Origin of the sequence: Amycolatopsis melonis (genome assembly GCF_040064235.1) — a bacterium.
GTDB classification, from domain to species: domain Bacteria; phylum Actinomycetota; class Actinomycetes; order Mycobacteriales; family Pseudonocardiaceae; genus Amycolatopsis; species Amycolatopsis melonis.
This window is the reverse complement of record NZ_JBDZYD010000003.1, coordinates 241,405-263,441: the sequence shown is the minus strand read 5'-3', so window position 1 is coordinate 263,441 and position 22,037 is coordinate 241,405. Positions and strand designations below refer to the sequence as shown.

The 22,037-nt window shown below is 70.6% G+C and carries 26 protein-coding genes; 8 read left to right on the top strand and 18 right to left on the bottom strand.

Annotated features, from left to right (window positions below; genetic code table 11):
- Positions 1–67 precede the first annotated feature (67 nt).
- Positions 68–262, bottom strand: a complete 195-nt coding sequence (locus ABJI51_RS09155; RefSeq protein ID WP_091319261.1) for a DUF3073 domain-containing protein — start codon at positions 260–262, stop codon at positions 68–70.
- 208 nt (positions 263–470) lie between these two features.
- On the opposite strand from ABJI51_RS09155, the gene ABJI51_RS09150 reads away from it, so the two are divergent.
- Entirely contained in the window at positions 471–1,367 is an 897-nt protein-coding gene (locus ABJI51_RS09150; protein ID WP_348949146.1) for a DUF8083 family protein, read from the top strand.
- Positions 1,368–1,676: 309 nt separating this feature from the next.
- Here the strand turns inward: ABJI51_RS09150 and ABJI51_RS09145 are convergent, their stop codons facing one another.
- Genes ABJI51_RS09145 through ygfZ form a run of 3 tightly spaced genes read right to left on the bottom strand, consistent with a single transcriptional unit; the run spans position 1,677 to position 4,352 of the window.
- On the bottom strand, positions 1,677–2,612 hold the full coding sequence (locus tag ABJI51_RS09145; protein ID WP_348949144.1) for an asparaginase: 936 nt from the start codon (positions 2,610–2,612) through the stop codon (positions 1,677–1,679).
- Positions 2,609–3,172, bottom strand: a complete 564-nt coding sequence (locus ABJI51_RS09140; protein WP_348949143.1) for an RsiG family protein — start codon at positions 3,170–3,172, stop codon at positions 2,609–2,611. Before ABJI51_RS09140 ends, ABJI51_RS09145 begins: the two co-directional genes overlap by 4 nt.
- A gap of 49 nt (positions 3,173–3,221) precedes the next feature.
- On the bottom strand, positions 3,222–4,352 hold the full coding sequence (ygfZ, locus tag ABJI51_RS09135; protein WP_348949141.1) for a CAF17-like 4Fe-4S cluster assembly/insertion protein YgfZ: 1,131 nt from the start codon (positions 4,350–4,352) through the stop codon (positions 3,222–3,224).
- Positions 4,353–4,383: 31 nt separating this feature from the next.
- Here ygfZ and ABJI51_RS09130 point away from each other — a divergent pair, with 31 nt between their 5' ends.
- Entirely contained in the window at positions 4,384–5,232 is an 849-nt protein-coding gene (locus tag ABJI51_RS09130; RefSeq protein WP_348949139.1) for an aminodeoxychorismate lyase, read from the top strand.
- On the opposite strand, the gene ABJI51_RS09125 is transcribed toward ABJI51_RS09130, so the two are convergent.
- From ABJI51_RS09125 to ABJI51_RS09080, 10 genes are all read right to left on the bottom strand, one after another.
- The gene (locus ABJI51_RS09125; protein ID WP_348949137.1) at positions 5,211–5,636 is read right to left on the bottom strand and encodes a hypothetical protein; all 426 of its coding nucleotides are present in this window, start codon (positions 5,634–5,636) and stop codon (positions 5,211–5,213) included. The genes ABJI51_RS09130 and ABJI51_RS09125 overlap by 22 nt on opposite strands.
- A 97-nt stretch (positions 5,637–5,733) precedes the next feature.
- Positions 5,734–6,582, bottom strand: coding sequence for a 5-oxoprolinase subunit C family protein (locus tag ABJI51_RS09120; RefSeq protein WP_348949135.1), 849 nt, complete (start codon positions 6,580–6,582; stop codon positions 5,734–5,736).
- A complete protein-coding gene (locus ABJI51_RS09115) occupies positions 6,579–7,175 on the bottom strand; it encodes a 5-oxoprolinase subunit B family protein (RefSeq protein ID WP_348949133.1) in 597 nt (198 codons plus the stop codon). Before ABJI51_RS09115 ends, ABJI51_RS09120 begins: the two co-directional genes overlap by 4 nt.
- Positions 7,176–7,179: 4 nt before the next feature.
- Complete coding sequence (locus ABJI51_RS09110; RefSeq protein ID WP_348949132.1) at positions 7,180–7,794, bottom strand: heme-binding beta-barrel domain-containing protein; 615 nt, start codon at positions 7,792–7,794, stop codon at positions 7,180–7,182.
- A gap of 231 nt (positions 7,795–8,025) precedes the next feature.
- Positions 8,026–8,337, bottom strand: coding sequence for a DUF1416 domain-containing protein (locus ABJI51_RS09105; RefSeq protein ID WP_348949130.1), 312 nt, complete (start codon positions 8,335–8,337; stop codon positions 8,026–8,028).
- Positions 8,337–9,173: a sulfurtransferase gene (locus ABJI51_RS09100; protein WP_348949128.1), complete on the bottom strand. Its 837-nt coding sequence runs from the start codon at positions 9,171–9,173 to the stop codon at positions 8,337–8,339. The genes ABJI51_RS09105 and ABJI51_RS09100 overlap by 1 nt, the downstream gene beginning before the upstream one ends.
- 32 nt (positions 9,174–9,205) lie before the next feature.
- Entirely contained in the window at positions 9,206–9,637 is a 432-nt protein-coding gene (locus ABJI51_RS09095) for a DUF4395 domain-containing protein (RefSeq protein WP_348949126.1), read from the bottom strand.
- A gap of 80 nt (positions 9,638–9,717) precedes the next feature.
- Positions 9,718–9,816, bottom strand: coding sequence for a putative leader peptide (locus ABJI51_RS09090; RefSeq protein WP_348949124.1), 99 nt, complete (start codon positions 9,814–9,816; stop codon positions 9,718–9,720).
- 86 nt (positions 9,817–9,902) lie between these two features.
- Positions 9,903–10,331 (bottom strand): TlpA family protein disulfide reductase, encoded by a 429-nt coding sequence (locus ABJI51_RS09085; RefSeq protein WP_348949123.1) that lies wholly within the window; start codon positions 10,329–10,331, stop codon positions 9,903–9,905.
- A gap of 9 nt (positions 10,332–10,340) precedes the next feature.
- Positions 10,341–11,234 carry an LmeA family phospholipid-binding protein gene (locus ABJI51_RS09080; protein WP_348949121.1) on the bottom strand — a complete coding sequence of 298 codons (894 nt, stop codon included), beginning with the start codon at positions 11,232–11,234 and terminating at the stop codon, positions 10,341–10,343.
- A gap of 154 nt (positions 11,235–11,388) precedes the next feature.
- On the opposite strand from ABJI51_RS09080, the gene ABJI51_RS09075 reads away from it, so the two are divergent.
- The 6 genes from ABJI51_RS09075 to pstB all read left to right on the top strand — a co-directional run bounded on the left by ABJI51_RS09075 (position 11,389) and on the right by pstB (position 17,395).
- Positions 11,389–12,138, top strand: a complete 750-nt coding sequence (locus ABJI51_RS09075) for a winged helix-turn-helix transcriptional regulator (RefSeq protein WP_348949119.1) — start codon at positions 11,389–11,391, stop codon at positions 12,136–12,138.
- 178 nt (positions 12,139–12,316) lie between these two features.
- Positions 12,317–13,222: a mycothiol synthase gene (gene mshD, locus ABJI51_RS09070; RefSeq protein WP_348949117.1), complete on the top strand. Its 906-nt coding sequence runs from the start codon at positions 12,317–12,319 to the stop codon at positions 13,220–13,222.
- Between the two features lie 225 nt (positions 13,223–13,447).
- Positions 13,448–14,572, top strand: coding sequence for a phosphate ABC transporter substrate-binding protein PstS (gene pstS, locus ABJI51_RS09065; RefSeq protein ID WP_348949115.1), 1,125 nt, complete (start codon positions 13,448–13,450; stop codon positions 14,570–14,572).
- 195 nt (positions 14,573–14,767) lie between these two features.
- Positions 14,768–15,688, top strand: a complete 921-nt coding sequence (gene pstC, locus ABJI51_RS09060; protein WP_348949791.1) for a phosphate ABC transporter permease subunit PstC — start codon at positions 14,768–14,770, stop codon at positions 15,686–15,688.
- Between the two features lie 2 nt (positions 15,689–15,690).
- Complete coding sequence (gene pstA, locus ABJI51_RS09055) at positions 15,691–16,608, top strand: phosphate ABC transporter permease PstA (RefSeq protein WP_348949114.1); 918 nt, start codon at positions 15,691–15,693, stop codon at positions 16,606–16,608.
- 10 nt (positions 16,609–16,618) lie between these two features.
- Positions 16,619–17,395 carry a phosphate ABC transporter ATP-binding protein PstB gene (gene pstB, locus ABJI51_RS09050; protein ID WP_348949112.1) on the top strand — a complete coding sequence of 259 codons (777 nt, stop codon included), beginning with the start codon at positions 16,619–16,621 and terminating at the stop codon, positions 17,393–17,395.
- Positions 17,396–17,457: 62 nt separating this feature from the next.
- Here pstB and phoU read toward each other — a convergent pair whose 3' ends face one another.
- The 4 genes from phoU to idi form a co-directional block, all read right to left on the bottom strand.
- Entirely contained in the window at positions 17,458–18,123 is a 666-nt protein-coding gene (gene phoU, locus ABJI51_RS09045) for a phosphate signaling complex protein PhoU (RefSeq protein ID WP_348949110.1), read from the bottom strand.
- A gap of 83 nt (positions 18,124–18,206) precedes the next feature.
- On the bottom strand, positions 18,207–19,604 hold the full coding sequence (locus tag ABJI51_RS09040) for an LCP family protein (RefSeq protein ID WP_431605588.1): 1,398 nt from the start codon (positions 19,602–19,604) through the stop codon (positions 18,207–18,209).
- A 1,023-nt stretch (positions 19,605–20,627) separates the two neighbouring features.
- Positions 20,628–21,311 (bottom strand): GGDEF domain-containing protein, encoded by a 684-nt coding sequence (locus ABJI51_RS09035; protein WP_348949790.1) that lies wholly within the window; start codon positions 21,309–21,311, stop codon positions 20,628–20,630.
- A 120-nt stretch (positions 21,312–21,431) separates the two neighbouring features.
- Positions 21,432–21,995: an isopentenyl-diphosphate Delta-isomerase gene (idi, locus tag ABJI51_RS09030; protein ID WP_348949106.1), complete on the bottom strand. Its 564-nt coding sequence runs from the start codon at positions 21,993–21,995 to the stop codon at positions 21,432–21,434.
- Between the last annotated feature and the right edge of the window lie 42 nt (positions 21,996–22,037).

The following is a 22,037-nucleotide window of genomic DNA, read 5'->3' as shown; positions in this document are numbered from 1 at the left end:
GCAGCACGCGACGCGCGAGGGCGGTGCCGGGTGGTGCCCGGCTTCACCCTCGCGCGTTTACGCGTGCTCAACGACGGTACTCGTCGTACCCGTCGTCGTACGGGTCTTCATACCGGCTGTCGGCAGAGTCCTCATGGTGGTTGTCACTGGAGGAGTTACTCGACAGCTCGCGCTGCAAAGCATCGAAGTCGGTCTCGTGCGAGCTGTACTTGAGCTCACGCGCCACCTTCGTCTGCTTGGCCTTAGCCCGGCCGCGCCCCATGGCTCGACCCCCTCGCACAGGGGCGGGGCGGCCGGGGGAATCGGCGGCCCCGCATCGTCTCGACAATTCTTTCCTGCTCACACCGTACCGTGTCCGGGGGGTTGGATGCGACGTGGCACGGTGTGCCGGTGGTGACAGTGTCCGGCGGACACCGGTTACCGGCCGGTCGGTGACGATCGGCGCAGGTAAACGTGCCACGATCTACCCCGTGCTCCGTCCCTTCGTGGCCTACCTGCGGGTGTACGAACCCCTGCTCGCCCTGGGCGACCCGCCGGACGAGCGGCTGCGTGCGGCCGTGGCGGCGGCCAAGCTGCGGCGGACGGACGTGGGCGCGCGCGAGCAGTCCATGTGGCTCAAGTCACAGGTCGCCGCGCCCCGGCGGCTGCTGCCCGCCGAGCTCGCCGACGGCCGTCCCGCGCCGAGCCTGCTGACCGACGTCCTCGTGCTGGATCCGGACGAGGTCCCCGGCGGCAAGGCCGAGCACGGGCCCCTGGTCTGCCCGCTGGAGCTGCGCGCCCGGTCGGCGGCCGCGCTGGTCACGTTCATCGGCGACGCGCATCCGGCGCTGAAGAACGTCGTCCTCGACGAGGGCGGCTTCACCCAGGAGAAGATCCGCGCCCGGACGAAGTCAGCGATGGCGGACCTGAGCACGACGGCGGCGCACACGCTGTCGACGACCTGGACCGTCCCGCTGCCGTGGTTCGTCCTGGTCGACCCGGACGACCGCAGGCTGGTCCTCGGCAGCGGCCGCGACGACCCGCAGCGCGAACTGTCCTGGCGGGTCACGCTCGCGGAGGCACAGCACCGGGCACGCGAAGCGGGCGAACTGCTGGAGCAGACGTTCGGCGACTCGGGGCCGGGCCGGGTGTTGTTCGAGACGCGCAGGTGGCTGGACAACTTCCACCCTGACTCGGTGGTCGAGCTGGACTACGGCGGTCTGGTCCAGCTGTTCTCGGACGCGGCCCTGGAAGCCGACAACACGGCCGACGAGGTCCACGACATCCTGGACGCGCTCCGCTCGGGCAACGTCGAGGAGCTGGCCGAGCTGTTCTCGGACCTGCGCGAGTTCTGGGGCGACCTGGCCGCCCGCGAACGCGCCAACTAGCGACGGCACCGCCTGGGGGCATCTCCCGCGCGCCTCGGCTGCCAGGCCGGAGAGTGATGGGTTCGCCTTGGGGACATCTCCCGCACACTTCAGCTGCCAGCCCGGAAACTGTCGGTGCCTGCCGGTAGCGTGGAAAACGGGGGCTGCTCAGGTCGGCTGCTCAGGTCGGCTGCTCAGGTCGGCTGCTCAGGTCGGCTGCTCAGGTCGGCTGCTCAGGTCGGCTGCTCAGGTCGGCTGCTCAGGTCGGCTGCTCAGGTCGGCTGCTCAGGTCGGCTGCGCGATGGCGGGATCAGCGCCGGGCTTCCTCGATCACCCGCGCAGTTCCGGCACCCGGATCTCGCCCACCGGACGTCCGCCGCCCAGCACCGCCGGGCGCGCGAGTTCCTCCAGGCCGCTCACGTCCACCCCGAGGTACCGCAGCGTCTCCACCGCCAACGGCGCGCAGGCTCGCTTGTTCCCGTCGTCGATCTTGATTGCCGCCGCGAAGCCGTCCGGCAGTGCGAACGCCTGGACACCCTCCGCTCCCGCCTTCGAGACCAGACCGTCCACGGCGGACATCAGCTCCGTGTCCTCGCGGCCCGTGCCCGCCACCAGCCACGGGTGGGCCCGCATCGCCGACGCCACCGCCGCCGGCGGTCCCTCCGTCGCCTGGGCCAGACGGCCGAAGGCCCTGGCCAGTCCTGTCAGCGAAAACGCGAACAGCGGTGCTCCGCAGCCGTCGACACCCGTGTGGGCGATCGGCTCGTCCGTCAGCTCCGCGACGGTCGTCGCGATCGTCTGCTGCAGCGGGTGGTCCGGGGCCTCGTAGCCCGCCGTCGGCCAGCCCGCGCGGACGCACGTCGTCAGCATGGCCGCGTGCTTGCCCGAACAGTTCATCATCACCCGGCGGGGCTCGGCCGCGTCGCGCATGCTCGGGACGTGCAGCGGGAAGTCCGGGGGACACGCCAGGTCCTCTTCGCACAGCCCGGCCGCCTCCAGCAGCTCCAGGACCCGCTTCACGTGCCCCGGCTCGCCGGAGTGGGACGCGCACGCCAGCGCCAGGTCCTCGTCGCGGAAGTCCAGTCCCGCGCGCAGCATGCCGACTGCCTGCAGGGGCTTGTTCGACGACCTCGGGAACACCGGGGATGTCACGTCGCCGAGTGCGAGGCGGGCCGTGCCCTCCGGGCCGGTCACCACCAGTGCGCCGCGGTGGACGCTCTCCACGAAACCCGACCGCACCACTTCGGCGAGCACCGGGTTGGTCACTCGCCGCGGCCCTCGTTCTCCAGCAGCTCGTCCACAGTGGCCGAACCCTGCTGGTAGCGCTTCGCGATCTCCGCGTTGAGCGTGTCCATCACGGCCTGGACCTCGCGCCGGAAGGACGACACCGACAGCTCCTCGCGGGCGTAGGTGTCCAAAGCGGAGGCGAGCTTCTCGTCCGAGAGGGACTCGACGTCGGTCAGGTCGGTGTCGCCGATCAGCGCTTCGGCGTGCCGCCGGTGCTCGCCGGCGCGGGACGGCTCCAGCTGCTGGTGCCGTCCGGAGCCCGCCGCCGGGCCCAGTGCGTTGTCCGCCAGGATCGTCGCCAGCTGGTCGACGATGCTGGACTTGCCGCCGCCGGAGCTGCGCCGGGCCTGTTCCGCACGCACGATGTCGATCCGGGCGTGCAGCAGCCGGCGCAGGTAGGACAGGTCCGTCTCCTCCTGCGCGGCTTCGTCGCGCCGCTCGCGCAGCACCTTCAGCGGCAGGTCACCCAGGCCGCTGAGGTATCCCGGGCCGAGCACGCGGTCGATCCGCCGCCTGCCGCCGGGCCGCACTTCGATCACAGCGCAGTTTATCCCGGTTGAGCGTGATCTCGCTGTCAGGGGCTTTCGTTCAGCCACGAAGTTGCGCCGCCGCCGCACGCCCGGGAGCAGGCAGTTCCGACGGCACGGAGTCCGGGTCGATCGCTGCCTGGACGAGGTTGTCCTCCGACCCCGCCAGCAGCTCCGCGCCCACCGGGGTCGACCGCTTGACCAGCGCCAACGCGATCGGGCCCAGCTCGTGGTGCTGGATCACCGTGCCGATCCGGCCGACCGTCCGGCCGTCGAGCAGCACCGGGTCGCCCGTCTCCGGCGTGACCTCCGGGGAGCCGTCGAGGTGCAGCAGGAGCAGGTTCCGCGGCGGACGGCCGACGTTGTGCACCTTCGCGACCGTCTCCTGGCCGCGGTAGCAGCCCTTCGCGACGTGGGCGGCCGCGCCCACCCAGCCCACCTCGTGCGGGATCGTGCGCTCGTCGGTGTCGACACCCAGCCGGGGCCGCACCGACTCGACGCGCAGGGCGTCGAACACCCAGCTGCCCGCCGCACGGGCACCCGCGTCGGTGAGCCGCTTCCACCACTCCGCCAGCGCGGCGCGCGGCACCGCCAGGTCCACGCTGGACCGGCCGGGCCACGGCATCCGCCGCGCGAACCCGCCGCCCGGCAGCGCCGCCACCGCGTACGGCTCCGGGCCTACCTCGGCGCCCACCGCGCTCAGCACCCGCTCGGCGTCCGGGCCGAGCACGGTCAGCAGCGCCAGCTCGCCGGTCGCGTCGCGGATGTCCACCTTGGACCAGAACTTCATCGCTTCGAGGTACTCGCGCAGCGTCTGGTCGCCGCCCTTGGGCAGCGCGCTGGTCGCCGTCGGGCCAGGGTCGGTGTCGAGGTACACCGTGCCGTCGAGGTGGGCCAGCACCATGTGCGTGTCGATGCGGCCCTGGCTGTCCAGCACCAGCGCCTCGGTGCCGGAGCCCTCGGCCAGCCCGGTCACGTGCTGGGAGATGACCAGGTGCAGCCACGACAGCCGTTCTTCGCCGGTGACGGCGATGAACTCGCGGTGCGAGCGGTCGATCACGACCACGCCGCGCGAAGCCGTGCGCTGCTCCGCGAAGGGGTCTCCCCAGTGCCAGGGGACGCCGGCTTCGGGGTGGTCGTCGGGCGGGGGGATCGATCCGGGCACGTCCAGCAGCGGCGAGCGGTACGGCATGCCTCCCAGCCTAGGTGAGTACCGTGTGCGCATGCGCGTGCTCGTCTTCCTCGACGGAACCCCGGCCGACCCCGACGTCGCCCAGATCAAGGTCGACGACCTCGGGCTGATGCGCGGCGACGGCGTCTTCGAGACGATCCTCGTCGTCGACGGCCGTCCGCGGGAGCTCGGGCCGCACCTGGACCGGCTGGCCCGTTCGGCGGCCATGCTCGACCTGCCCGCGCCCGACTTAGTGGCGTGGGAACGGGTCGTTTCGCTCGTGCTCGAAAGGTGGGCGGGCGGCCCGGAAATGGTGCTGAAACTGGTGTACACGCGGGGATCCGACGGCGATCCCGCCGCGGTGCCGACCGGGTTCGCACTGGGGTCGGAGGTGCCGCCGTCGATCCTGCGGGCCCGCGCCGAGGGCGTTGCCGCGATCACCCTGGACCGCGGTTTCCCGCCGGACCTCGCCGAGCGCGCGCCCTGGCTGCTGCTCGGGGCCAAGCCGCTGTCCTACGCCGTGAACATGGCCGCGCTGCGCGAGGCAGGCCGCCGCGGTGCCGAAGATGTGATTTTCACCGCTGCCGACGGTTCGGTCTTCGAAGGCCCGACCTCGACCGTCGTGCTGGCGAAGGGCCGGACGCTCTACACACCGCCGTCGAGCATCGGCATCCTGCCGGGCACCACCCAGGCCGCGGTGTTCCGCGGCGCCGAGAAGGCGGGCTGGGCGGTCAAGGTGGAGCCGCTGACCGTGCGGGACCTCGTCGAGGGCGACGGCGTCTTCATGGCCTCCAGCGTCCGCAAGCTGACCCGCGTGCACACGCTGGACGGCGAGCGGCTCCCCGAGTCCGGACCGGTGTACGCCGAGCTGGTGGCCGCCTACGAGGGCGAATACGCCTGAGCGATGGCGATCCGCACGATCGCCGGGGCGACCGCTTCGGCGCGGTAGGCGGCGATCTTGTGGTGGCCGTCGAGGATCAGCTCGCGGTCGCCGTCGGCCAGCACCACCGCGACCGGCCGGTGCCCGGTGCGGATGGCCGTCCGGTAGTAGCCGACGCGGGCCTCGTCGGACGGCGGCCACGTGTCGGTCGGGGTGAGTTCCCGCTCTTCGGCCGGCCGTTCCGGACCGCTCACCCGGTAGTCGCCGTCGACGAGCAGGTCGAGCACCGGGCCGAGCGTGGTGGCCAGCGGACGGCGCAGCTGCCCGGTGGCCAGTGCGATCCGCAGCGACTGCGGCAGCTCCGCCCGCACCCGCGTGTTCACGTCGAGGAAACCCGTGCCACCGCTGATCGTCACCTGTTCCACGCCTATCAGGACGGGCGGCGGCGCCACATGGTTCCGACCCTTACCCGGACGGGTGCACGCGTGATCGGCGTCTCACCCGCGTGGTGGTACCGGACTTTCAGGACATCCGGAAGCGCACCCGGGTGCCCGGCCGCGCCTGGGCGAGCGCGCCGAGCGCGGCCCGGCGCACGACCGCCGCGACGGGATAGCCGCCGGTGGTCGGGTGGTCGGCGAGGAACACCACCGGCAGCCCGCTCGGCGGCACCTGGATCGCGCCCGTGACGACGCCCTCGCTGGGCAGCTCGCCCTCGACGGACCGGCGCAACGGCGTCCCGTCGAGGCGCAATCCGACGCGGTTCGATTCCGCGGTGACCGTCCACCACGCCGAGAGGCTGCGCGCCGGGTCGTCGAACCAGTCGTCGCGCGGGCCCAGCGTCACCGGGATCACCAGGTCCGCCGGGGCGGCCACGGGGACGACGACGTCCGCGCCCGCCGGGATCCCGGCCGGGACGCCGAGCGGGAGCACGTCGCCGGCTTCCAGCGGCGGGGGACCGATGCCGGACAGGACGTCCCATGACCGGCTGCCGAGTACCGGTTCCACCGCGATCCCGCCGGACACGGCCAGGTAGCAGCGCAGTCCGGTGGCCGGGGTGCCCAGCGTCAGCGTCTGCCCGGCGCGGACCGGCACCGGCGCGTGGGAGCCGGCGCCGCGGCCGTCGACCCGGACGTCGACCGCCGGGCCGGTCACCGCGACCGTCGCCGCCGCGGTGAACCGCACGGAAAGACCGCCGAGCAGCGTCTCGATGCCCGCCGCGGCTTCGTCGTTGCCTACCAGGCGGTTCGCCAGCCGCAGCGACGCCGTGTCGAGCGCTCCCGACGGCGCGACGCCGAGGTGGGCGTAGCCGGGCCTGCCCAGGTCCTCGACCAGCGCGTACCGGCCGGGGTCGAGCACCTCGAGTGTCCTCATCGGACACTCCGGAAGCGGACGCGGTCGCCGGGGGCGAACAGCGCGGGCGGGTCGGCGTGCGGGTCGAACAGCGTCGCGGACGTGTGCCCGAGCAGCCGCCACCCACCCGGCGACTCGCGTGGGTAGACGCCGGTGAACTCGCCCGCGAGCCCCACCGAACCGGCCGGGACACGGGTGCGCGGCGACTCCAGCCGCGGTTGCCGCAACGGCTCCGGCAGGCCGGTCAGGTAGCCGAAGCCGGGGGCGAACCCGGTGAAGGCGACCGTGTAGACGGCTCCGGTGTGCAGCTCGACGACGGCTTCGGCGGACAGGCCGGCGTCGCGGGCGATCAGGTCGAGGTCCTCGCCGTCGTAGCGGACGTCCAGCGTCACTTCGCGGGGTTCGCCGGACGGCGGATGGGCGAGGTCGGCGTCCTCCAGCAGCGCCCGCACGGCGGCGACGTTCCCGACGACCAGCAGGCTGCGCGCGCCGGGCACGAGGTCCACGACGCCTTCGGGGCGGGCGGCCAGCACGGTGGCGTGGGCCGCCCGCATCCGGTCGGGGGAGTCGCAGTCCAGCAGGGCGGCGTCCTCGCCGCAGCGCCGCCAGCGCACGACGTCAGCCGGCGACGCGGCGGAGCAGGGCCGAAGTGTGGGGCTGCATCTCCTGGCCCATCATCGCGCGCTCCTCGACGTAGCCGAGGGAGCCCTCGATCAGGCCGTACAGGCGCTGGGCCGCGGTGACGTCCTTGGCCGTGGCCGTGCGGATCACCGCGTCGGTGCCCAGCTCCCAGGACGTCTGGTTGCGCGGCTTGCCGTAGTACAGCTCGACGATGCCGGTGTTGTGGGTGAGCAGCAGCTCGATCGTGTCGTCTTCCTGCGGCCGCCAGAACCCGGACTCGCGGGCGGCGGGGCGGACGACGTTGCCGTCGTCGTCCAGCAGCCAGGAGCGGGACTCGTGGATGAGGAACGGCCTGCCGTCGTGCGAGATCGTCAGCTGCTGCGCGAACTTGCGCGGGCCGTCGATGGTCGGGTAGTCGACCTCGCCCTCACCGCGCCAGACACCGACGAGCGGCAGCAGCGCGAGGCAGGCGTCATTGAGGTTCGGCCCCTCGCGCAGGTTCGCGGTGTCGTTGGGGATGGGCAGGTCGTCCCACAGCGGCAGGTTGCGCCCGCGGGTGCTTTCCGCGCGCCTCTCCGCTGCCGCGATGGCTTCGTCGCCGCTGGCGGTCATGGGTCAGCGCTGGTCCGCGTACAGCCGGTAGACGACGTACACGGCGAACCAGGTGATCGCGACGCCGGCCAGCACCAGCAAGGTCGTAAACAGAGCTTCCACGGGTGGGAGCTTAGTCCGCCCGGCCGCGTCCGGCCCCGCCCAGGGTGGCTGCGGTGAGCACGGTCACCCGGCCGGAAAGCCGTGAAGGCCACCTCGAGGAACTCGAGGTGGCCTTCACGAGGTCGGCACTCAGCCGACGGAGATGGCCAGCTGGTGCAGGCCCGGGCCCTCCGCGGTAACCGACGCTTCGCCGTTGCCGGTGCGGTGCAGGGCGCGCACCGTCCACTCGCCCGGCGCCGCGTAGAAGCGGAAGTCGCCGTCGGCCGAGGAGACGACCTCGCCCGTGAAGTCGCCGCCGCCGTCCAGCAGCCGGACGAACGCGCCGGCGACCGGCCCGTCCGCGCCCGTCACCTTGCCCGCGAGCACGACCTGCCCGCGCGTGTCGAAGTCCGCCGGCGTGGCCTCCTGGACCGGTGCGCCGCAGCTGTCGTCAACCGCCATCACTTGGCTCCCAACTCGACCGGCACGCCGACGAGCGAGCCGTATTCCGTCCATGAACCGTCGTAGTTCTTCACGTCCTGGTAGCCCAGCAGCTCGTGCAGCGCGAACCAGGCGATCGAGGACCGCTCACCGATGCGGCAGTAGGCGATGGTGCCCTTGCTCTCGTCGATGCCCTCGTCCTTGTACAGCTCCCGGATCTCTTCCTCGGTCTTGAAGGTGCCGTCCTCGTTGGCGACCTTCGCCCACGGCACGTTCAGCGCGCCGGGGATGTGGCCGGGGACCTGGGACTGCTCCTGCGGCAGGTGCGCCGGGGCGAGCAGCTTGCCGGAGAACTCGTCCGGGGAGCGGACGTCGACGAAGTTCTTCGACCCGATCGACTGGACGACCTCGTCGCGGAACGCGCGCAGCGACAGGTCCTGGTCCTTGGCCTGGTAGTTCGTCCGCTCGCGCTTGACCTCGTCGGAGTTCAGCTCGCGGCCGTCGAGCTCCCACTTCTTGCGGCCGCCGTCGAGCAGCTTGACCTTCTCGTGGCCGTACAGCTTGAAGTACCAGTACGCGTACGCGGCGAACCAGTTGTTGTTGCCGCCGTAGAGGATCACGAGGTCGTCGTTCGAGATGCCCTTCTCCGACAGGAGCTGCTCGAAGCCCTCCTTGGAGACGAAGTCGCGGCGCACCCCGTCCTGCAGGTCCTTCCGCCAGTCGAACTTCACCGCGCCCCGGATGTGGCCGGCGTCGTAGGCGGTGGTGTCCTCGTCGACCTCGGCGAACACGACGCCGGGGGTGTCCAGGTTCTCCTCGGCCCACTGGGTGGTGACCAGGACGTCTTCACGGCTCATGAAGCGAACTCTCTTTCTGGGGTTGAACGTAATCAGGACGCGCGGGCGGGGCTGAAGCGTTTGATGAGCAGGTACATCTCGCAGCCGAGGCAGAAGTTGAAGGCCGCGTTGAGGAAGGCCGCGAACAGCGCGAACGCCGTCGCGACGATGCCGAGCGGGGTGATCCCGGTGGCGAAGCCGACCGTGCCGGCGAGCGCGAACACGAACCCGACGGCCTGGGCGAACCGCAGCGGGGCCGCGTCCTCCCGCTCGTCGGTCGGGCCGAGGCGCGGGGCCACGAGCGTGCGATACACGATCGAGTAGGGCGCCGGCTTGAGCCCGACGAACGCGCCGATGGCGAACACGACGGTCTGCAGTGCCAGCAGCGGCCACCACTGGGTGACCAGGACGACCGCGAGCACGATCGTGGTCAGGATGGCGGCGAACCGCGGGCCTCGCGGGTCGACGGCCGGTCCGGCGGGCATGGTTCCTCCAGCTGGTGCAGAGGGGGTGCGTGCGAACGGCACGCGTCAGCGGCTTCGGGACGGCTGAGCCGGGGCGTCGTTCAGCGCCGGCCGGACGACGCGCGACACAGGCTGCTGCGGACGCGGCAGAGGTCCACTGCGCGCCGCTGCGTCAGGAAGAAGCTGGTCAGCCCGGTCACGGGTGCGAGGGTACCCACGGCTCCCTCAGGGTGGGAACCACGTTCATACCTTGGGACGATTCCCGGTTTCTGGGACGCCGGCCTGGTCAGGACGTCCGCGTCGTGAGATGGGGCCGGAGCGCTTCGAGCAGCTCGGGACCCTTCGGGACGCCGCCGACGCGCAGCAGCTCCCGGCCGTCCGGGGTCAGCGCGATCGTGGTCGGCGTCCGCAGGACCGACAGCGACTGCGCGACCTCGGGCTGGTTCGTGACGTCGAGTTCGACGTGGTGCAGGCCGTCGGTCCGGTCGGCGAGGTGGCCGAGGACGGCCTTCGCGTGCCGGCAGGGCGCGCAGAAGGTGGTGGAGATCTGGACCAGCGTCACCGCGGACGCCGGGTCGAGCGCGGCGGTGACGGGAGCGGGCAGCTCGCGGGTGGCGGGCCTGGCGGCCCGTACCCGGCCGTTGCGGGCCTTGAGCAGCACGCCGGCGGCCACCGCGGCCGCCAGCGTGGCCACGAGCACCCACACTCCCGTCACCGGCCGCTCCTACCTGCTCAGGTCCGCGAAGGACACGTTGGTCGCCTCGCCCTTGATCGTCACCGATCCGCTCTGCACCCGCACGCCGGTCGGGGTGACCGACAGCGGCAGGTCCTTCGTGCTGATCGCCGCCTTGAAGTTCGGCATCAGCGCGTTCTGCACCGCCTGGGGAACGACCGTGGTCTCCTGGTCATTCCCGAACTGCAGCCGCTTGGGGACGAAGTTGATCGTCCCGCCCTTGGCGTCGGCCTCGATCATCGCGAAACAGAAGATTTCCAGATCCTTGCCCGCGAACTGAAGGTGTCCCGAAATGCGGACACCGGTGCTCGACTCGTCGACCGGCTGGCCGTCGGCGTTCGTCTTCGTGGTCGTCGGCTCGCTCTGCCCGCTGTCGCCGTTCTCGACGTACTCGGTGGTCGACGGCTCGATCCGCAGGTCCTTGATCTTGTCCAGCGGCGAGAGCCGCGCCAGGTCGGCGGCCTTGATCGTGACCGAGCCGGTCAGCTTGCCGATGGTGATCGCCTTCGTGTTGCCGTTCGCCAGGTCCGACAGCGGGGCCGTGACGTCCTCCAGCTCGGCGTTGACGGCGACGTCCTGCAGCTTGCCCGCGACCGGGACCCCCGCGGCGGCCACGCTGATGTGACGGTAGTCACCTCCGAGCGCCTGCGTGAGGAACGGGAAGCCGCGGATCGTGACCGACGGGTCGTCGGACAGCTGCAGCTGCGTCCGCGCCTTCTGCGAGATCATGTGCTCGGCGAACGCGGCGGCCCCGAAATCGGCGCCCACCAGCAACAGAACCAGGACGACCAGCGCGATCACCCAGCGCCGGGCCCGGCGCCCGCGGCGCCGTGCGTCCGGCCTCGGTCCCGGTCGGTCGTCCCGGGTCACGGGCCTGCTCACCATCGCGTCCGTACTCCTGTTCGTCGGGGGCACCGGGGTTTCTCCAGGTGTGATCGATCCAGCACGGGTTAGGTGCCCGGCCGTTCAGCCGCTATTCTCACTTAGCACCGGCATACGCCACCTGTGAGGCGACGACTTGAGAAGGCGGTGCGGCTGAATGAGCCTGGACCTTCTGGTACTGACAGCGGAAGCCGACGCCACTTCGGTGCTTCCCGCACTGGACCTGCTGCCGCACACCGTACGCGTCCGCGCTCCCGAAGTGACGGCCCTGCTCGACGCGGGCCACCGCGACGTCATCCTCCTCGACGCCCGCAGCGACCTGGCCTCGGCGAAGAGCCTCTGCCGCCTGCTCAAGGGCACCGGCGAGGACGAGGCCGCGACGCCGATCATCGCCGTCGTCGGCGAAGGCGGGCTGGTGGCGGTCAGCGCCGAGTGGCGCACCGACGACATCCTGCTGCCCACCGCGGGCCCGGCCGAGGTCGACGCCCGGCTGCGGCTGGTCACCACCCGCGACGGCGGGTCCGCGCAGGTCGACGCCGAGCTGCGGGTCGGCGAGCTGGTCATCGACGAGGCGACCTACACCGCGCGGCTGCGCAAGCGCACCCTCGAACTGACCTACAAGGAGTTCGAGCTGCTCAAGTACCTCGCCCAGCACGCGGGCCGGGTGTTCACCCGCGCCCAGCTGCTGCAGGAGGTCTGGGGCTACGACTTCTTCGGTGGCACCCGCACGGTCGACGTGCACGTCCGGCGGCTGCGCGCCAAGCTCGGCCCCGAGCACGAGCAGATGATCGGGACGGTGCGCAACGTCGGCTACAAGTTCGAGCGGCCCGCCAAGAGCGGCCCGGCCCGCCCGGGTGTGCCCGCGCAGTCCGAGGCGCCCGCCGAGACCCCCGAACTCGCGCACTGACGACCCCATGCTTCCCAGGACGCGGTGCCGGCCGTCGCGTTGCGTCCGGTGAGCTCGTCTCGCCTGGTGCCATGAAAGGGTCTTTCGTCGCGTCCGACGTCATGAACGAGTCGTTCAGGACGTCGGTGACGCGCGGTTCCAGCCGTCACGTTTCGGCCGCCGCGGGTACGGTCGCAGGGTGAGCGGAACCGGCGAGTGGCGGCAGGAACTGGACGAGCGGCAGCTCGAGGACGTGCGGCGGCTGCTGCTGGCCGTGCGCGAGACCGACGGCAGGCCCGAGGTCGAGCCCGGCGGGGCGCTGCCCGGCGAGTTCGACGGCGGTGAGCACCTCGTCGCGTGCGTCGACGGCGAGGTCGTCGGCTACGCCCACCTCGACACCACCGGCGACTCCTTCGGCCACCAGGTCGCCGAGCTGTTCGTCCACCCCGCCCACCGCAACCGCGGCTACGGCGCGAAGCTGCTCCAGGCGGTCGACGAGCGGGCCGCGGTCGGCTTCCGCGTCTGGGCGCACGGCGACCACCCGGGTGCGCGGCGGCTGGCGCAGAAGGCGGGCCTGGAACGCAAGCGCGAGCTGCTGATCCTGCACGTCGACGTCGAGGGCGCGGACTGGCCAGAGCCGGTGCTGCGCGACGGCGTTTCGCTGCGGACGTTCGTGCCGGGCCAGGACGAGGATGCCGTCGTCCGGGTCAACGCGCGGGCCTTCGACTGGCACCCCGAGCAGGGCGCGCTCACCGCCGACGACGTCCGCGCCGACGAGCGGCGGCCGTGGTTCGACGCCGACGGCTTCTTCCTCGCCGAAGAACACGGCGAGGTCATCGGCTTCCACTGGACGAAGGTGCACGAGCCGGTGCCCGGCCGGTTCCGCGGCGAGCGCGTCGGCGAGGTCTACGTCGTCGGCGTCGACCCGGCCGCACAGGGCGGCGGGCTCGGCCGGGCGCTGACGCTCGCCGGGCTGCGGTACCTCGCGAGCCGCGGGCTGCGGCAGATCATCCTGTACGTCGAGGGCGACAACGCGCCGGCTCTGGCGGTCTACACCAAGCTCGGGTTTTCGCCTCACGAAACCGACGTCCAGTACGGTCGGTGAGCACGGTCGACGCCCTGCGAGCGTGTCGTCACGGACGGCAAACCCGCAGGTCACAGGCGGGACACGACGGCCGTCCAAGGGAGTAGCCCTCCTCACATCGGCGGGCTTGTTCACTTTCCGTTCATTTGTTCACGGCCGCCCGTCCATCAGCGCTGCCTAATGTCCGGATCCGGCGCGGCACCACGCCGCGGCGACCCGGTCAAGCTCCTGATGGAGGAAACAGCAGTGAAGATCATGCGGCCCCTGAGCGCGGTGGGCATCGTCGCGAGCGCCGCCCTCGTGCTCGCCGCCTGTGGTACCGATCCCGCGGCGACCAACAGCAGCAGCTCCGGCTCGGCGCCCGCTGCGACCGGTACCGCCGACGTGGCGTGCGGCGGCAAGAGCCCGCTGTCCGCGGAGGGCTCGTCGGCGCAGGCCAACGCCATCCAAATCTTCACGCAGCAGTACACCAAGAAGTGCGCCGGCCAGCAGGTCAACTACAACCCGAGCGGTTCGGGCGCGGGCGTCAAGCAGTTCAACGCCAACCAGATCGACTTCGGCGGCTCGGACTCGCCGATCAAGGACGCCGACGCCGAGGCGGCCAAGAAGCGCTGCGGCAGCGACGCCTGGAACCTCCCGCTCGTGGTCGGCCCGATCGCGGTCGCCTACAAGCTGTCCGGTGTGGACAAGCTGGTGCTGACCCCCGAGGTCACCGCGAAGATCTTCAACGGCGGCATCACCAAGTGGAACGACCCGGCCATCAAGGCGGTCAAGGGCAACGAGAGCCTGAACCTGCCGGACAAGCCGATCCAGGTCGTGTCCCGTTCGGACGAGTCGGGCACCACCGACAACTTCCAGAAGTACCTGAAGGCCGCCTCCAAGGGCGCCTGGACCCAGGGCGACGGCAAGGCGTTCAAGGGCGGCGTCGGCAACGGCGCGGAGAAGTCCAACGGTGTCGCCAGCGCGGTCAAGGCCGCCGACGGCGCCATCACCTACGTCGAGGGCGCCTACGCCAAGGACGGCCTCAACGCCGCCCTGATCGACAGCGGCTCCGGCGGCGTCGAGCTGACCGCGGAGAACGTGGCCAAGTCCCTGGACGCGGCCAAGTTCCTCCACGAAGGCACGAACGACCTCGCGCTCGACCTCAACGGCATCTACGCCAGCAACACCCCGGGTGCCTACCCGCTGCTGCTGACGACCTACGAGATCGTCTGCTCGAAGTACTCGAACCCGGACGTCGCGAAGGCCGTCAAGGCGTTCCTGACGGTGGCCGCGACCGACGGCCAGCAGCCGCTGTCCGCGAAGGGCTACGTGCCGATCCCGCAGTCGCTGCAGACCAAGGTCCTGACTGCCGTCAAGGCGATCTCCTGACGCATTGCGACTGATACCCGAGTGATAGAGGCTGGTCAGAAGTAGCTGATGAGCGAGTCATCCTCGACGCGAACGCCCACCGGCGACCCCGGTGGGCGTTCGTCGTCCGTCACGACGCCCCCGGAGGTCCCGATTTCGGAGCAAGCAGCCCCGCCGGCGGCGCCCGAGCCGCCCGCGAGCGAGAAACCGAAGAAGGTGCGGCCCGGTGACCGCATCTTCCAGAACCTGACCACCGGGGCGGGAATCTTCGTCGTCGGCCTGATCGGCCTGATCGGGCTCTTCCTGCTCATCCAGGCGATCCCGGCGCTGAAGGCCAACAAGGGCAACTTCCTGACCAACCACGGCTGGTCGACCAGCGACCCGGCGAACATGTCGTTCGGCATCCTCGACCTGCTCGAGGTCACAGTGGCGACGTCGCTCGTGGCGCTGATCATCGCGATGCCGGTTTCGCTGGGCATCGCGCTGTTCCTGACCCAGTACGCGCCGCCGCGCCTGGCCCGGCCGTTCGCGTACGTCGTCGACCTGCTCGCCGCGGTGCCGTCGATCATCTTCGGCCTCTGGGGCATCCTCGTGTTCGCCCCGGCGATCGAGCCGTTCTCCCGGTGGATCAACGACACGTTCTCGTGGTTCCCGCTGCTGGCGCCCGGCAACGTCGCGCCGAGCGTGCGCGGCACGATCTTCACCGCGGGCATCGTGCTGGCCGTGATGATCCTGCCGATCATCACCTCCCTTTCGCGCGAGGTGTTCGAGCGGACGCCGACACCGCACATCGAGGGCGCGCTGGCGCTCGGCGCCACCCGCTGGGAGGTCATCCGCACCACGGTGCTGCCGTTCGGCAAGGCGGGCTACATCGGCGCGTCCATGCTCGGCCTCGGCCGCGCGCTGGGCGAGACGATCGCGCTGGCCGTCATCCTGCTCATCCCGCAGGGCCGCAACTTCGACTGGAGCCTCTTCGACGGCGGGTCGACGTTCGCGTCGAAGATCGCCGCGAACTACAGCGAGTTCAACAACGAGGTCTCGGCAGGCGCGTACATCGCGGCCGGCCTGGTGCTGTTCGTGCTCACCTTCGTCGTGAACTTCTTCGCGCGCTCCATCATCGGCAAGAAGGGGGAGTGAGCATGTCCACCTCGACACTCGAAGCGCCCGCGTCGACTCCGGCGTTCCAGCAGGTCAGCCTCGGCCGCAAGGTCAAGAACGGGATCGCGACCACGCTGGTCTGGCTGTCGTTCCTGGTCGCCGTCGTCCCGCTGGTGTGGGTGCTCTACACGGTGATCGCGAACGGCATCAAGCGCATCCCGTACAGCAACTGGTGGACGCAGGACTTCGGGGACGTGCTGTCCGACGAGGTCGGCGGCGGCGTGCTGCACGCCATCATCGGCAGCCTGCTGCAGGGCCTCGTCTGCGCGATCATCGCGGTGCCGATCGGCATGCTCGTCGCGATCTACCTCGTCGAGTACGGGCGCGGCAAGCTCGCCAAGGCCACCACGTTCATGGTGGACATCCTCTCCGGTGTGCCGTCCATCGTGGCCGCGCTGTTCATCTACGCGCTGTGGATCACCACGCTCGGCCTGCCGCGCAGCGGTTTCGCCGTGTCGCTTGCCCTGGTGCTGCTGATGATCCCGGTGGTCGTCCGCTCGTCGGAAGAGATGCTGCGGATCGTCCCGGACGACCTGCGTGAGGCGTCCTACGCGCTGGGCGTGCCGAAGTGGAAGACGATCATGAAGATCGTGCTGCCGACGGCGTTGTCCGGCATCATCGGCGGCATCATGATGGCGCTGGCCCGCGTGATGGGCGAGACGGCGCCGCTGCTGGTGCTCGTCGGCTACTCGTCCTACGTCCACTGGGACATCTTCAGCGGCGAGCAGGCCGCGCTGCCGCTGGTGATGAACAACGAACGCGTCACCAACTCGATGGACCCCGGCAGCGTCGGCTTCGACCGGATCTGGGGCGCGGCCCTCACCCTGGTGCTCATCATCGCGCTGATCAACCTCCTCGCCACCGTGTTCGCGCGCCTCGTCGCCCCGAAGAAGAAGTGAGCTGTTCCTGATGGCCAAGCGAATCGACGTCAAGGACGTGGACATCTACTACGGCAAGTTCCACGCCGTGGACGGCGTCACCCTGTCGGTGCCGCCGCGCAACGTCACCGCGTTCATCGGCCCGTCGGGCTGTGGCAAGTCGACGGTGCTGCGCACGCTCAACCGCATGCACGAAGTGATTCCGGGCGCCCGTGTGGACGGCCAGGTGCTGCTCGACGGCGAGGACATCTACGCGTCGTCGGTCGACCCGGTCCAGGTGCGCCGCACGATCGGCATGGTGTTCCAGCGTCCCAACCCGTTCCCGACAATGTCCATCAAGGACAACGTGGTGGCGGGCCTGAAACTGGGCGGCACGAAGAACCGCAAGACGCTCGACGAAATCGCCGAGCGCGCGCTGCGCGGCGCGAACCTGTGGAACGAGGTCAAGGACCGCCTCAACAAGCCGGGCGGCGGCCTTTCGGGCGGTCAGCAGCAGCGGCTGTGCATTGCCCGCGCGATCGCGGTCCAGCCGGACGTGCTGCTGATGGACGAGCCGTGCTCGGCGCTGGACCCGATTTCGACGCTGGCGATCGAGGACCTGATCGGCGAGCTGAAGAAGGACTACACGATCGTCATCGTCACGCACAACATGCAGCAGGCGGCCCGGGTTTCCGACCAGACGGCGTTCTTCAACCTCGCCGGCGTCGGCCAGCCGGGCCGGCTGGTGGAGCTGAACGACACGGAGAAGATCTTCTCCAACCCGGACGAGAAGGCCACGGAAGACTACATTTCCGGCCGCTTCGGCTGAGTCCACAACGGACAGACGAGAAAGCCCCCGGCCGCGGCCGGGGGCTTTTCCGTTGGCAGGACTCAGATTTCCTCGTCGGTGCCGTAGCCCGGCATCTTGCCGGTGACGACGAAGATCATCCGCTTCGCGACCGACACCGCGTGGTCGGCGTAGCGCTCGTAGAACCGGCCGAGGAGGGTGACGTCGACCGCCGCGGCCACGCCGTGCGGCCACTCGCGGTCCATCAGCACCGTGAAGAGGTGGCGGTGGATGTCGTCCACCTGGTCGTCGTCGGACTCCAGCGTCTTCGCCGCTTCGACGTCCTTCGACTTGATGACCTGCTCGGTCTGGCGGGCCAGCTTGACGGCGATCTCGCCCATCTCGGCGAAGTACGGCCGCACCGCCTCCGGCAGCACCGGCTCGGGGTGGCGGCGCCGCGCGGCCTTCGCCACGTGGAGGGCCAGGTCGCCCATCCGCTCCAGGCTTTCCGCGGCGTGGATCGCCGCGAGCACGGTACGCAGGTCGGTCGCCACCGGCGCCTGCAGGGCCAGCAGGGCGTACGCCTGCTCCTCGCACTGGGCGCGGGCGTCGTCGACCTTGGCGTCGTCGCTGATCACCTGCTCGGCGAGACTGAGATCGACCTCCAGCAGTGCCCGCGTGGCCCGCTCCATGGCTTCGGCGACCTGGACCGACATGGCGGCCAGGTGGTCGGCGAGCTGTTCGAGTTCGACATGGTAAGCCTCACGCATGGCCCAACCCTACGGCCATCCGGGGCCGAATACCGCATCGCCGGGTGAACCGCACGTGAACCCGGTCTAACGATCCTCGCGGATCAGCCGGTGGTGCCGCTCTTCTTGCTGGTCGTCGTCGACTTCGAGGTGCCCGTCTTCGACTTCGACGTGCTGGTCGGCGGGGCCTGCTCGCTCACCGGGACCGGCGCGTTCGGGTCGGGCAGCGGGGTGTTGTTGCGCAGCGCGTCGAAGAGCGCCTTCGTCTTGCTGCGGACGAGGACCTCGTTGCCGCGATTGTTGGCCATGCCGGTCGTCGGCACGGTGAGGAAGGTGATCTTCGACGGGTCGAGGCCCTTCATCGACTGCGCCAGCGTCATCATCTGCTTGACGCCGAGGTTGTCGCCGAAGGTGGCTTTCGCGAAGGCGGTGATGAAGTCGCTGAGCTTGCCGGGATCGAGCACGACGTCGGACGACATGACCTTCTTCAGCAGCGCGCCGATGAACTCCTGCTGCCGCTTGATCCGGCCGTAGTCCGACGTCGGGTCGTTCTTGACGTGCCGGGCGCGGACGAAGTTCAGTGCCTGGTCGCCGGAGATGGTGACGTCGCCGGTCTCCAGCAGCACCTTGCCGAGGATCGAGTCGTCGATCGGGATCTCGTTGTGGATGGTGACCCCGTGCACGGCGTCGACCATCTCCTTGAAGCCGTTGAAGTCGATGCCGACGAAGTGGTTGATCCGCAGCCCGGTGATCTGCTGGATCACCTTCGTCACGCAGGCGGGCCCGCCGACCGCGTAGGCGGTGTTGAGCTTCGCGATCTTCTGCTCGGGCACCTTTTCGTCGGTGGTCTTGTTCTGCGCGGGGTCCCAGCGCTGGCACTCCGGCCGGTCGATCTCGAGGTCACGCGGGAAGGAGGTGACGACAACCCGCTTCCGGTCGGCTGGGATGTGGGCGACCATCACGGTGTCACTGCGCGCGCCGGGCGTGCTGTCGGCGGTGCCGACGCCTTCCTCGGCGGAGGCGCCGTCGCGGGTGTCGGAGCCGACCATGAGGAAGTTCTCGTCGTTGGCCTGCGCTTCGGCGTCCTGGATGTCGGAGGAGTTCTCGTCGAGCGCGGAGACCTGGGTGAACTTGGCGTCGAAGTAGGTCTGGGCACCCCAGGCCCCGCCGACCCCGAGAAAGACGAGCCCGGCCACGACGGCGGCGGCAATCCGCCCGAACCGCGCGGACCGTTCGATCTTCTGCTGCTTCTTTTCCTGCAGCCGGGTCAGCGCGGCCTGCTCGGCGGCCTCGGCCTCGTCGTTCGTCGCGGCGACAACCCGCTGCAGGGCGGTACGGGTGCTCTCGATGAGCGAAGCGGGCGAGAGACGTTCACGGCGTTCACGCCGCTTCGCCTCCTCGGCTTCCATCTCGTCGTGCGCGGCGGAGAACCGGGCGAGGGTGTGGTCGATCTTGCGCCGGTACTGGGTGGCCTCGTCGATCGCTTCCATCTCGTCGGTCATGGTGAGCGGATCGAGGGCCGCCCGCGGAGGCACGGCCAGCGGTTGTGACGGCCGCTTGGGGGACTCGGCAACCGGGGGAGCGTCCGCGGCGGATTCGGGAGCACGCCGGACGGCGGGGGGCCGCGCAGGGGCGGCCGCGTCGGGCGCACGGCGAGGTTCGGGTCGCTGCGGCGCGGCTCCTTCAGGCCCAGCGGCAGGGCGGCGGGCATCGCGCTGCGGCGCGGCTTCTTCCGGCGTGGCCGTGGCCCGGCGGGGTGCGGGCGCATCGGGCGTGCGCCGCGAGTCGGGTCGCTGCGGCACAGCCCCTTCAGGCCCAGCGGCAGGGCGGCGAGCGTCACGCTGCGGCCCGCCTTCTTCCGGAGTCGCCCGGCGGGCCACCTCCGGCCGCCGCATCTCCGGGCGCTGCGGCACCGCTTCCTCCGCCGTCGCCCGGCGGGGCGCACCGGCCTCAGGCGCCGGACGGCGCGGGCGCCGGGGTGGCTGCGCTGCGGCCGACGTCTGCTGCGGACCCGGGTTCGCAGCCGGGGGGCGACGCTGGAGCGGGGCCTCCGGTACCGGGGCCGCCGCCGTTGTGCGGCGGGGCTGGCGGGGCCGCGGAGGGCGTGGTTGACGTGTCGCGTCCGTGGGTACTGGGTTCTCCGTGGACGCCTGCGCCGGCCGCGGAGCGCGGGGCGGAGCCTCGGCTCGGGGCGGCAGCGGGCGGACGCCGGTGGTCTTCGCGACGACGTCGGAGACGCTGAGCCCGCCCTGGTCCTCCATCGACCGGCGTCTGCCGCTCCGGCGACCGGTTCCCGGGCTGTCGTGCTCGTCCGGCACTCGGTCTCCTCCCGCGCGATCGACTTGGCCGTCTTCCCCCGCAGGAGGTGATCGTTCCCCCGCAGGTTTTCGTTATCGTACGGATACCCCCCGTTCGTGACGACACCCTCCCGGAATTTTCTTCACCTTGAGTCGACGAACGGCCGGTGAGCGTCGACAAACGGGTGAAGGGCGATGTCGGCAATCCGGGGTAATGTCGCGTTTGCGTTACTCAGAGTGGGTTATTAACTGCATGGTTTGCGCGTCGCGATAGGCCACTTTGTTCCGGCCCGCACGTTTCGCCGCGTAAAGCAGCGCGTCCGCGCTGCGCAGCTGGCGCTCGGGGGACAGCGGCGTCTCCGGCCCCGGCGTTTCGTGCGCCAGCCCGGCGCTGATCGTCATGCGCAGCCCCGGCTGGAGTTCTGACCAGGGATGACGCGCGACGCGCCGTCGTGCCGCGTCGACGATGCCGAACGCGGCCGCCGCGTCGACGCCCGGCAGCCACAGCACGAACTCCTCGCCGCCGTAGCGCGCGCAGAAGCCCTCCGGCGGCAGTTCCTCCTGCAGGAGATCGGCGACCCGGCACAGGACGCGGTCGCCGACGAGGTGACCGTACGTGTCGTTGACGCTCTTGAAGCGGTCAAGATCGATCAGCGCAATACCCAGCGGCGGCCGATCGGTGAACGGTCCGTACAGCCGCTCGTCGAGGTAACGGCGGTTGTAGCTGGACGTCAGCGCGTCACGCAGGCTCCCGTCGCGCGCGATCTCCAGCGCCGACCGCAGGTGCTGGTAGGCGCGGCGCCAGTCGCCCTGGGTGGCGAAGAGGCCGGCGATGGCCTCGTGCAGGCGGAGAAGGTCCGGCGGCTGCGGGCCGCCGGACCGGCGCAGCGCGCCGTCGCCCTCGGCGACCATGCCCACCTCGACCACGCTTTGGTTGTCGTCGCCGGGGCGGTTCCGCTTGAGACGTCGGTCCGGACGAAGGTGAATTTCGCTCAAACGGGAGGACGACGGTGACGCTGTGGAGTGGATCGCTCAGAGGCCGGAGAACGGCTCAATACCTTTGAGCTGCGAGAACTGGTCCTTCGCCCAGTAACTCACATTAGCCGACGCATCGTTCAGTAGCTCTTTGTAGTCGGTCCAGGTGACCCAGCGCCAGTCGCCGACCTCCTCCGGGTTCGGCGCGGGCTCGTCGTCGGCGTAGGCGGTGAAGACCGGGCAGAACTCGTTCTCGACGATCCCCTGGAACGGCGGCGTCCGGTACCGGTAGCTCGGCAGCAGGCAGCGCAGCCCGGACAGCGACGGCAGCCCCAGCTCGTACGCGGCCCGGCGGCGGACGGCGTCCTCGATCGCCTCGCCCGGCGCCGGGTGTCCGCAGACGCTGTTCGTCCAGACGCCCGGCCAGACCTTCTTGTGCAGCGCCCGCTGGGTGATCAGCAGGGCGTTGTCGGCACGCCGCAGGACGTAGCACGAAAACGCCAGGTGCAGCCGGGTGTGCTCGTGGTGACTGGCCAGCTTCGGGCCGGTCTCGCCGGTGGGCACGCCGTCCTCGGTGACGAAGACGACCTGCTCGGTCTCGGGTTCGATCGCGGTGTCCACGGTCCCAGTGAACACGATGAACCGGACCGGGCCGTACCGCGA

Excerpts from the sequence above, each read along its gene's own strand:
- ABJI51_RS09155 (WP_091319261.1), bottom strand. The coding sequence starts at position 262 with ATGGGGCGCGGCCGGGCTAAGGCCAAGCAGACGAAGGTGGCGCGTGAG.
- ygfZ (WP_348949141.1), bottom strand. The coding sequence starts at position 4,352 with ATGCCGTACCGCTCGCCGCTGCTGGACGTGCCCGGATCGATCCCCCCG.
- ABJI51_RS09130 (WP_348949139.1), top strand. The coding sequence starts at position 4,384 with ATGCGCGTGCTCGTCTTCCTCGACGGAACCCCGGCCGACCCCGACGTC.
- ABJI51_RS09120 (WP_348949135.1), bottom strand. The coding sequence starts at position 6,582 with ATGAGGACACTCGAGGTGCTCGACCCCGGCCGGTACGCGCTGGTCGAG.
- ABJI51_RS09110 (WP_348949132.1), bottom strand. The coding sequence starts at position 7,794 with ATGACCGCCAGCGGCGACGAAGCCATCGCGGCAGCGGAGAGGCGCGCG.
- ABJI51_RS09105 (WP_348949130.1), bottom strand. The coding sequence starts at position 8,337 with ATGGCGGTTGACGACAGCTGCGGCGCACCGGTCCAGGAGGCCACGCCG.
- ABJI51_RS09100 (WP_348949128.1), bottom strand. The coding sequence starts at position 9,173 with ATGAGCCGTGAAGACGTCCTGGTCACCACCCAGTGGGCCGAGGAGAAC.
- ABJI51_RS09095 (WP_348949126.1), bottom strand. The coding sequence starts at position 9,637 with ATGCCCGCCGGACCGGCCGTCGACCCGCGAGGCCCGCGGTTCGCCGCC.
- ABJI51_RS09080 (WP_348949121.1), bottom strand. The coding sequence starts at position 11,234 with ATGGTGAGCAGGCCCGTGACCCGGGACGACCGACCGGGACCGAGGCCG.
- ABJI51_RS09075 (WP_348949119.1), top strand. The coding sequence starts at position 11,389 with ATGAGCCTGGACCTTCTGGTACTGACAGCGGAAGCCGACGCCACTTCG.
- pstA (WP_348949114.1), top strand. The coding sequence starts at position 15,691 with ATGTCCACCTCGACACTCGAAGCGCCCGCGTCGACTCCGGCGTTCCAG.
- pstB (WP_348949112.1), top strand. The coding sequence starts at position 16,619 with ATGGCCAAGCGAATCGACGTCAAGGACGTGGACATCTACTACGGCAAG.
- phoU (WP_348949110.1), bottom strand. The coding sequence starts at position 18,123 with ATGCGTGAGGCTTACCATGTCGAACTCGAACAGCTCGCCGACCACCTG.
- ABJI51_RS09040 (WP_431605588.1), bottom strand. The coding sequence starts at position 19,604 with ATGACCGACGAGATGGAAGCGATCGACGAGGCCACCCAGTACCGGCGC.
- ABJI51_RS09035 (WP_348949790.1), bottom strand. The coding sequence starts at position 21,311 with ATGGTCGCCGAGGGCGACGGCGCGCTGCGCCGGTCCGGCGGCCCGCAG.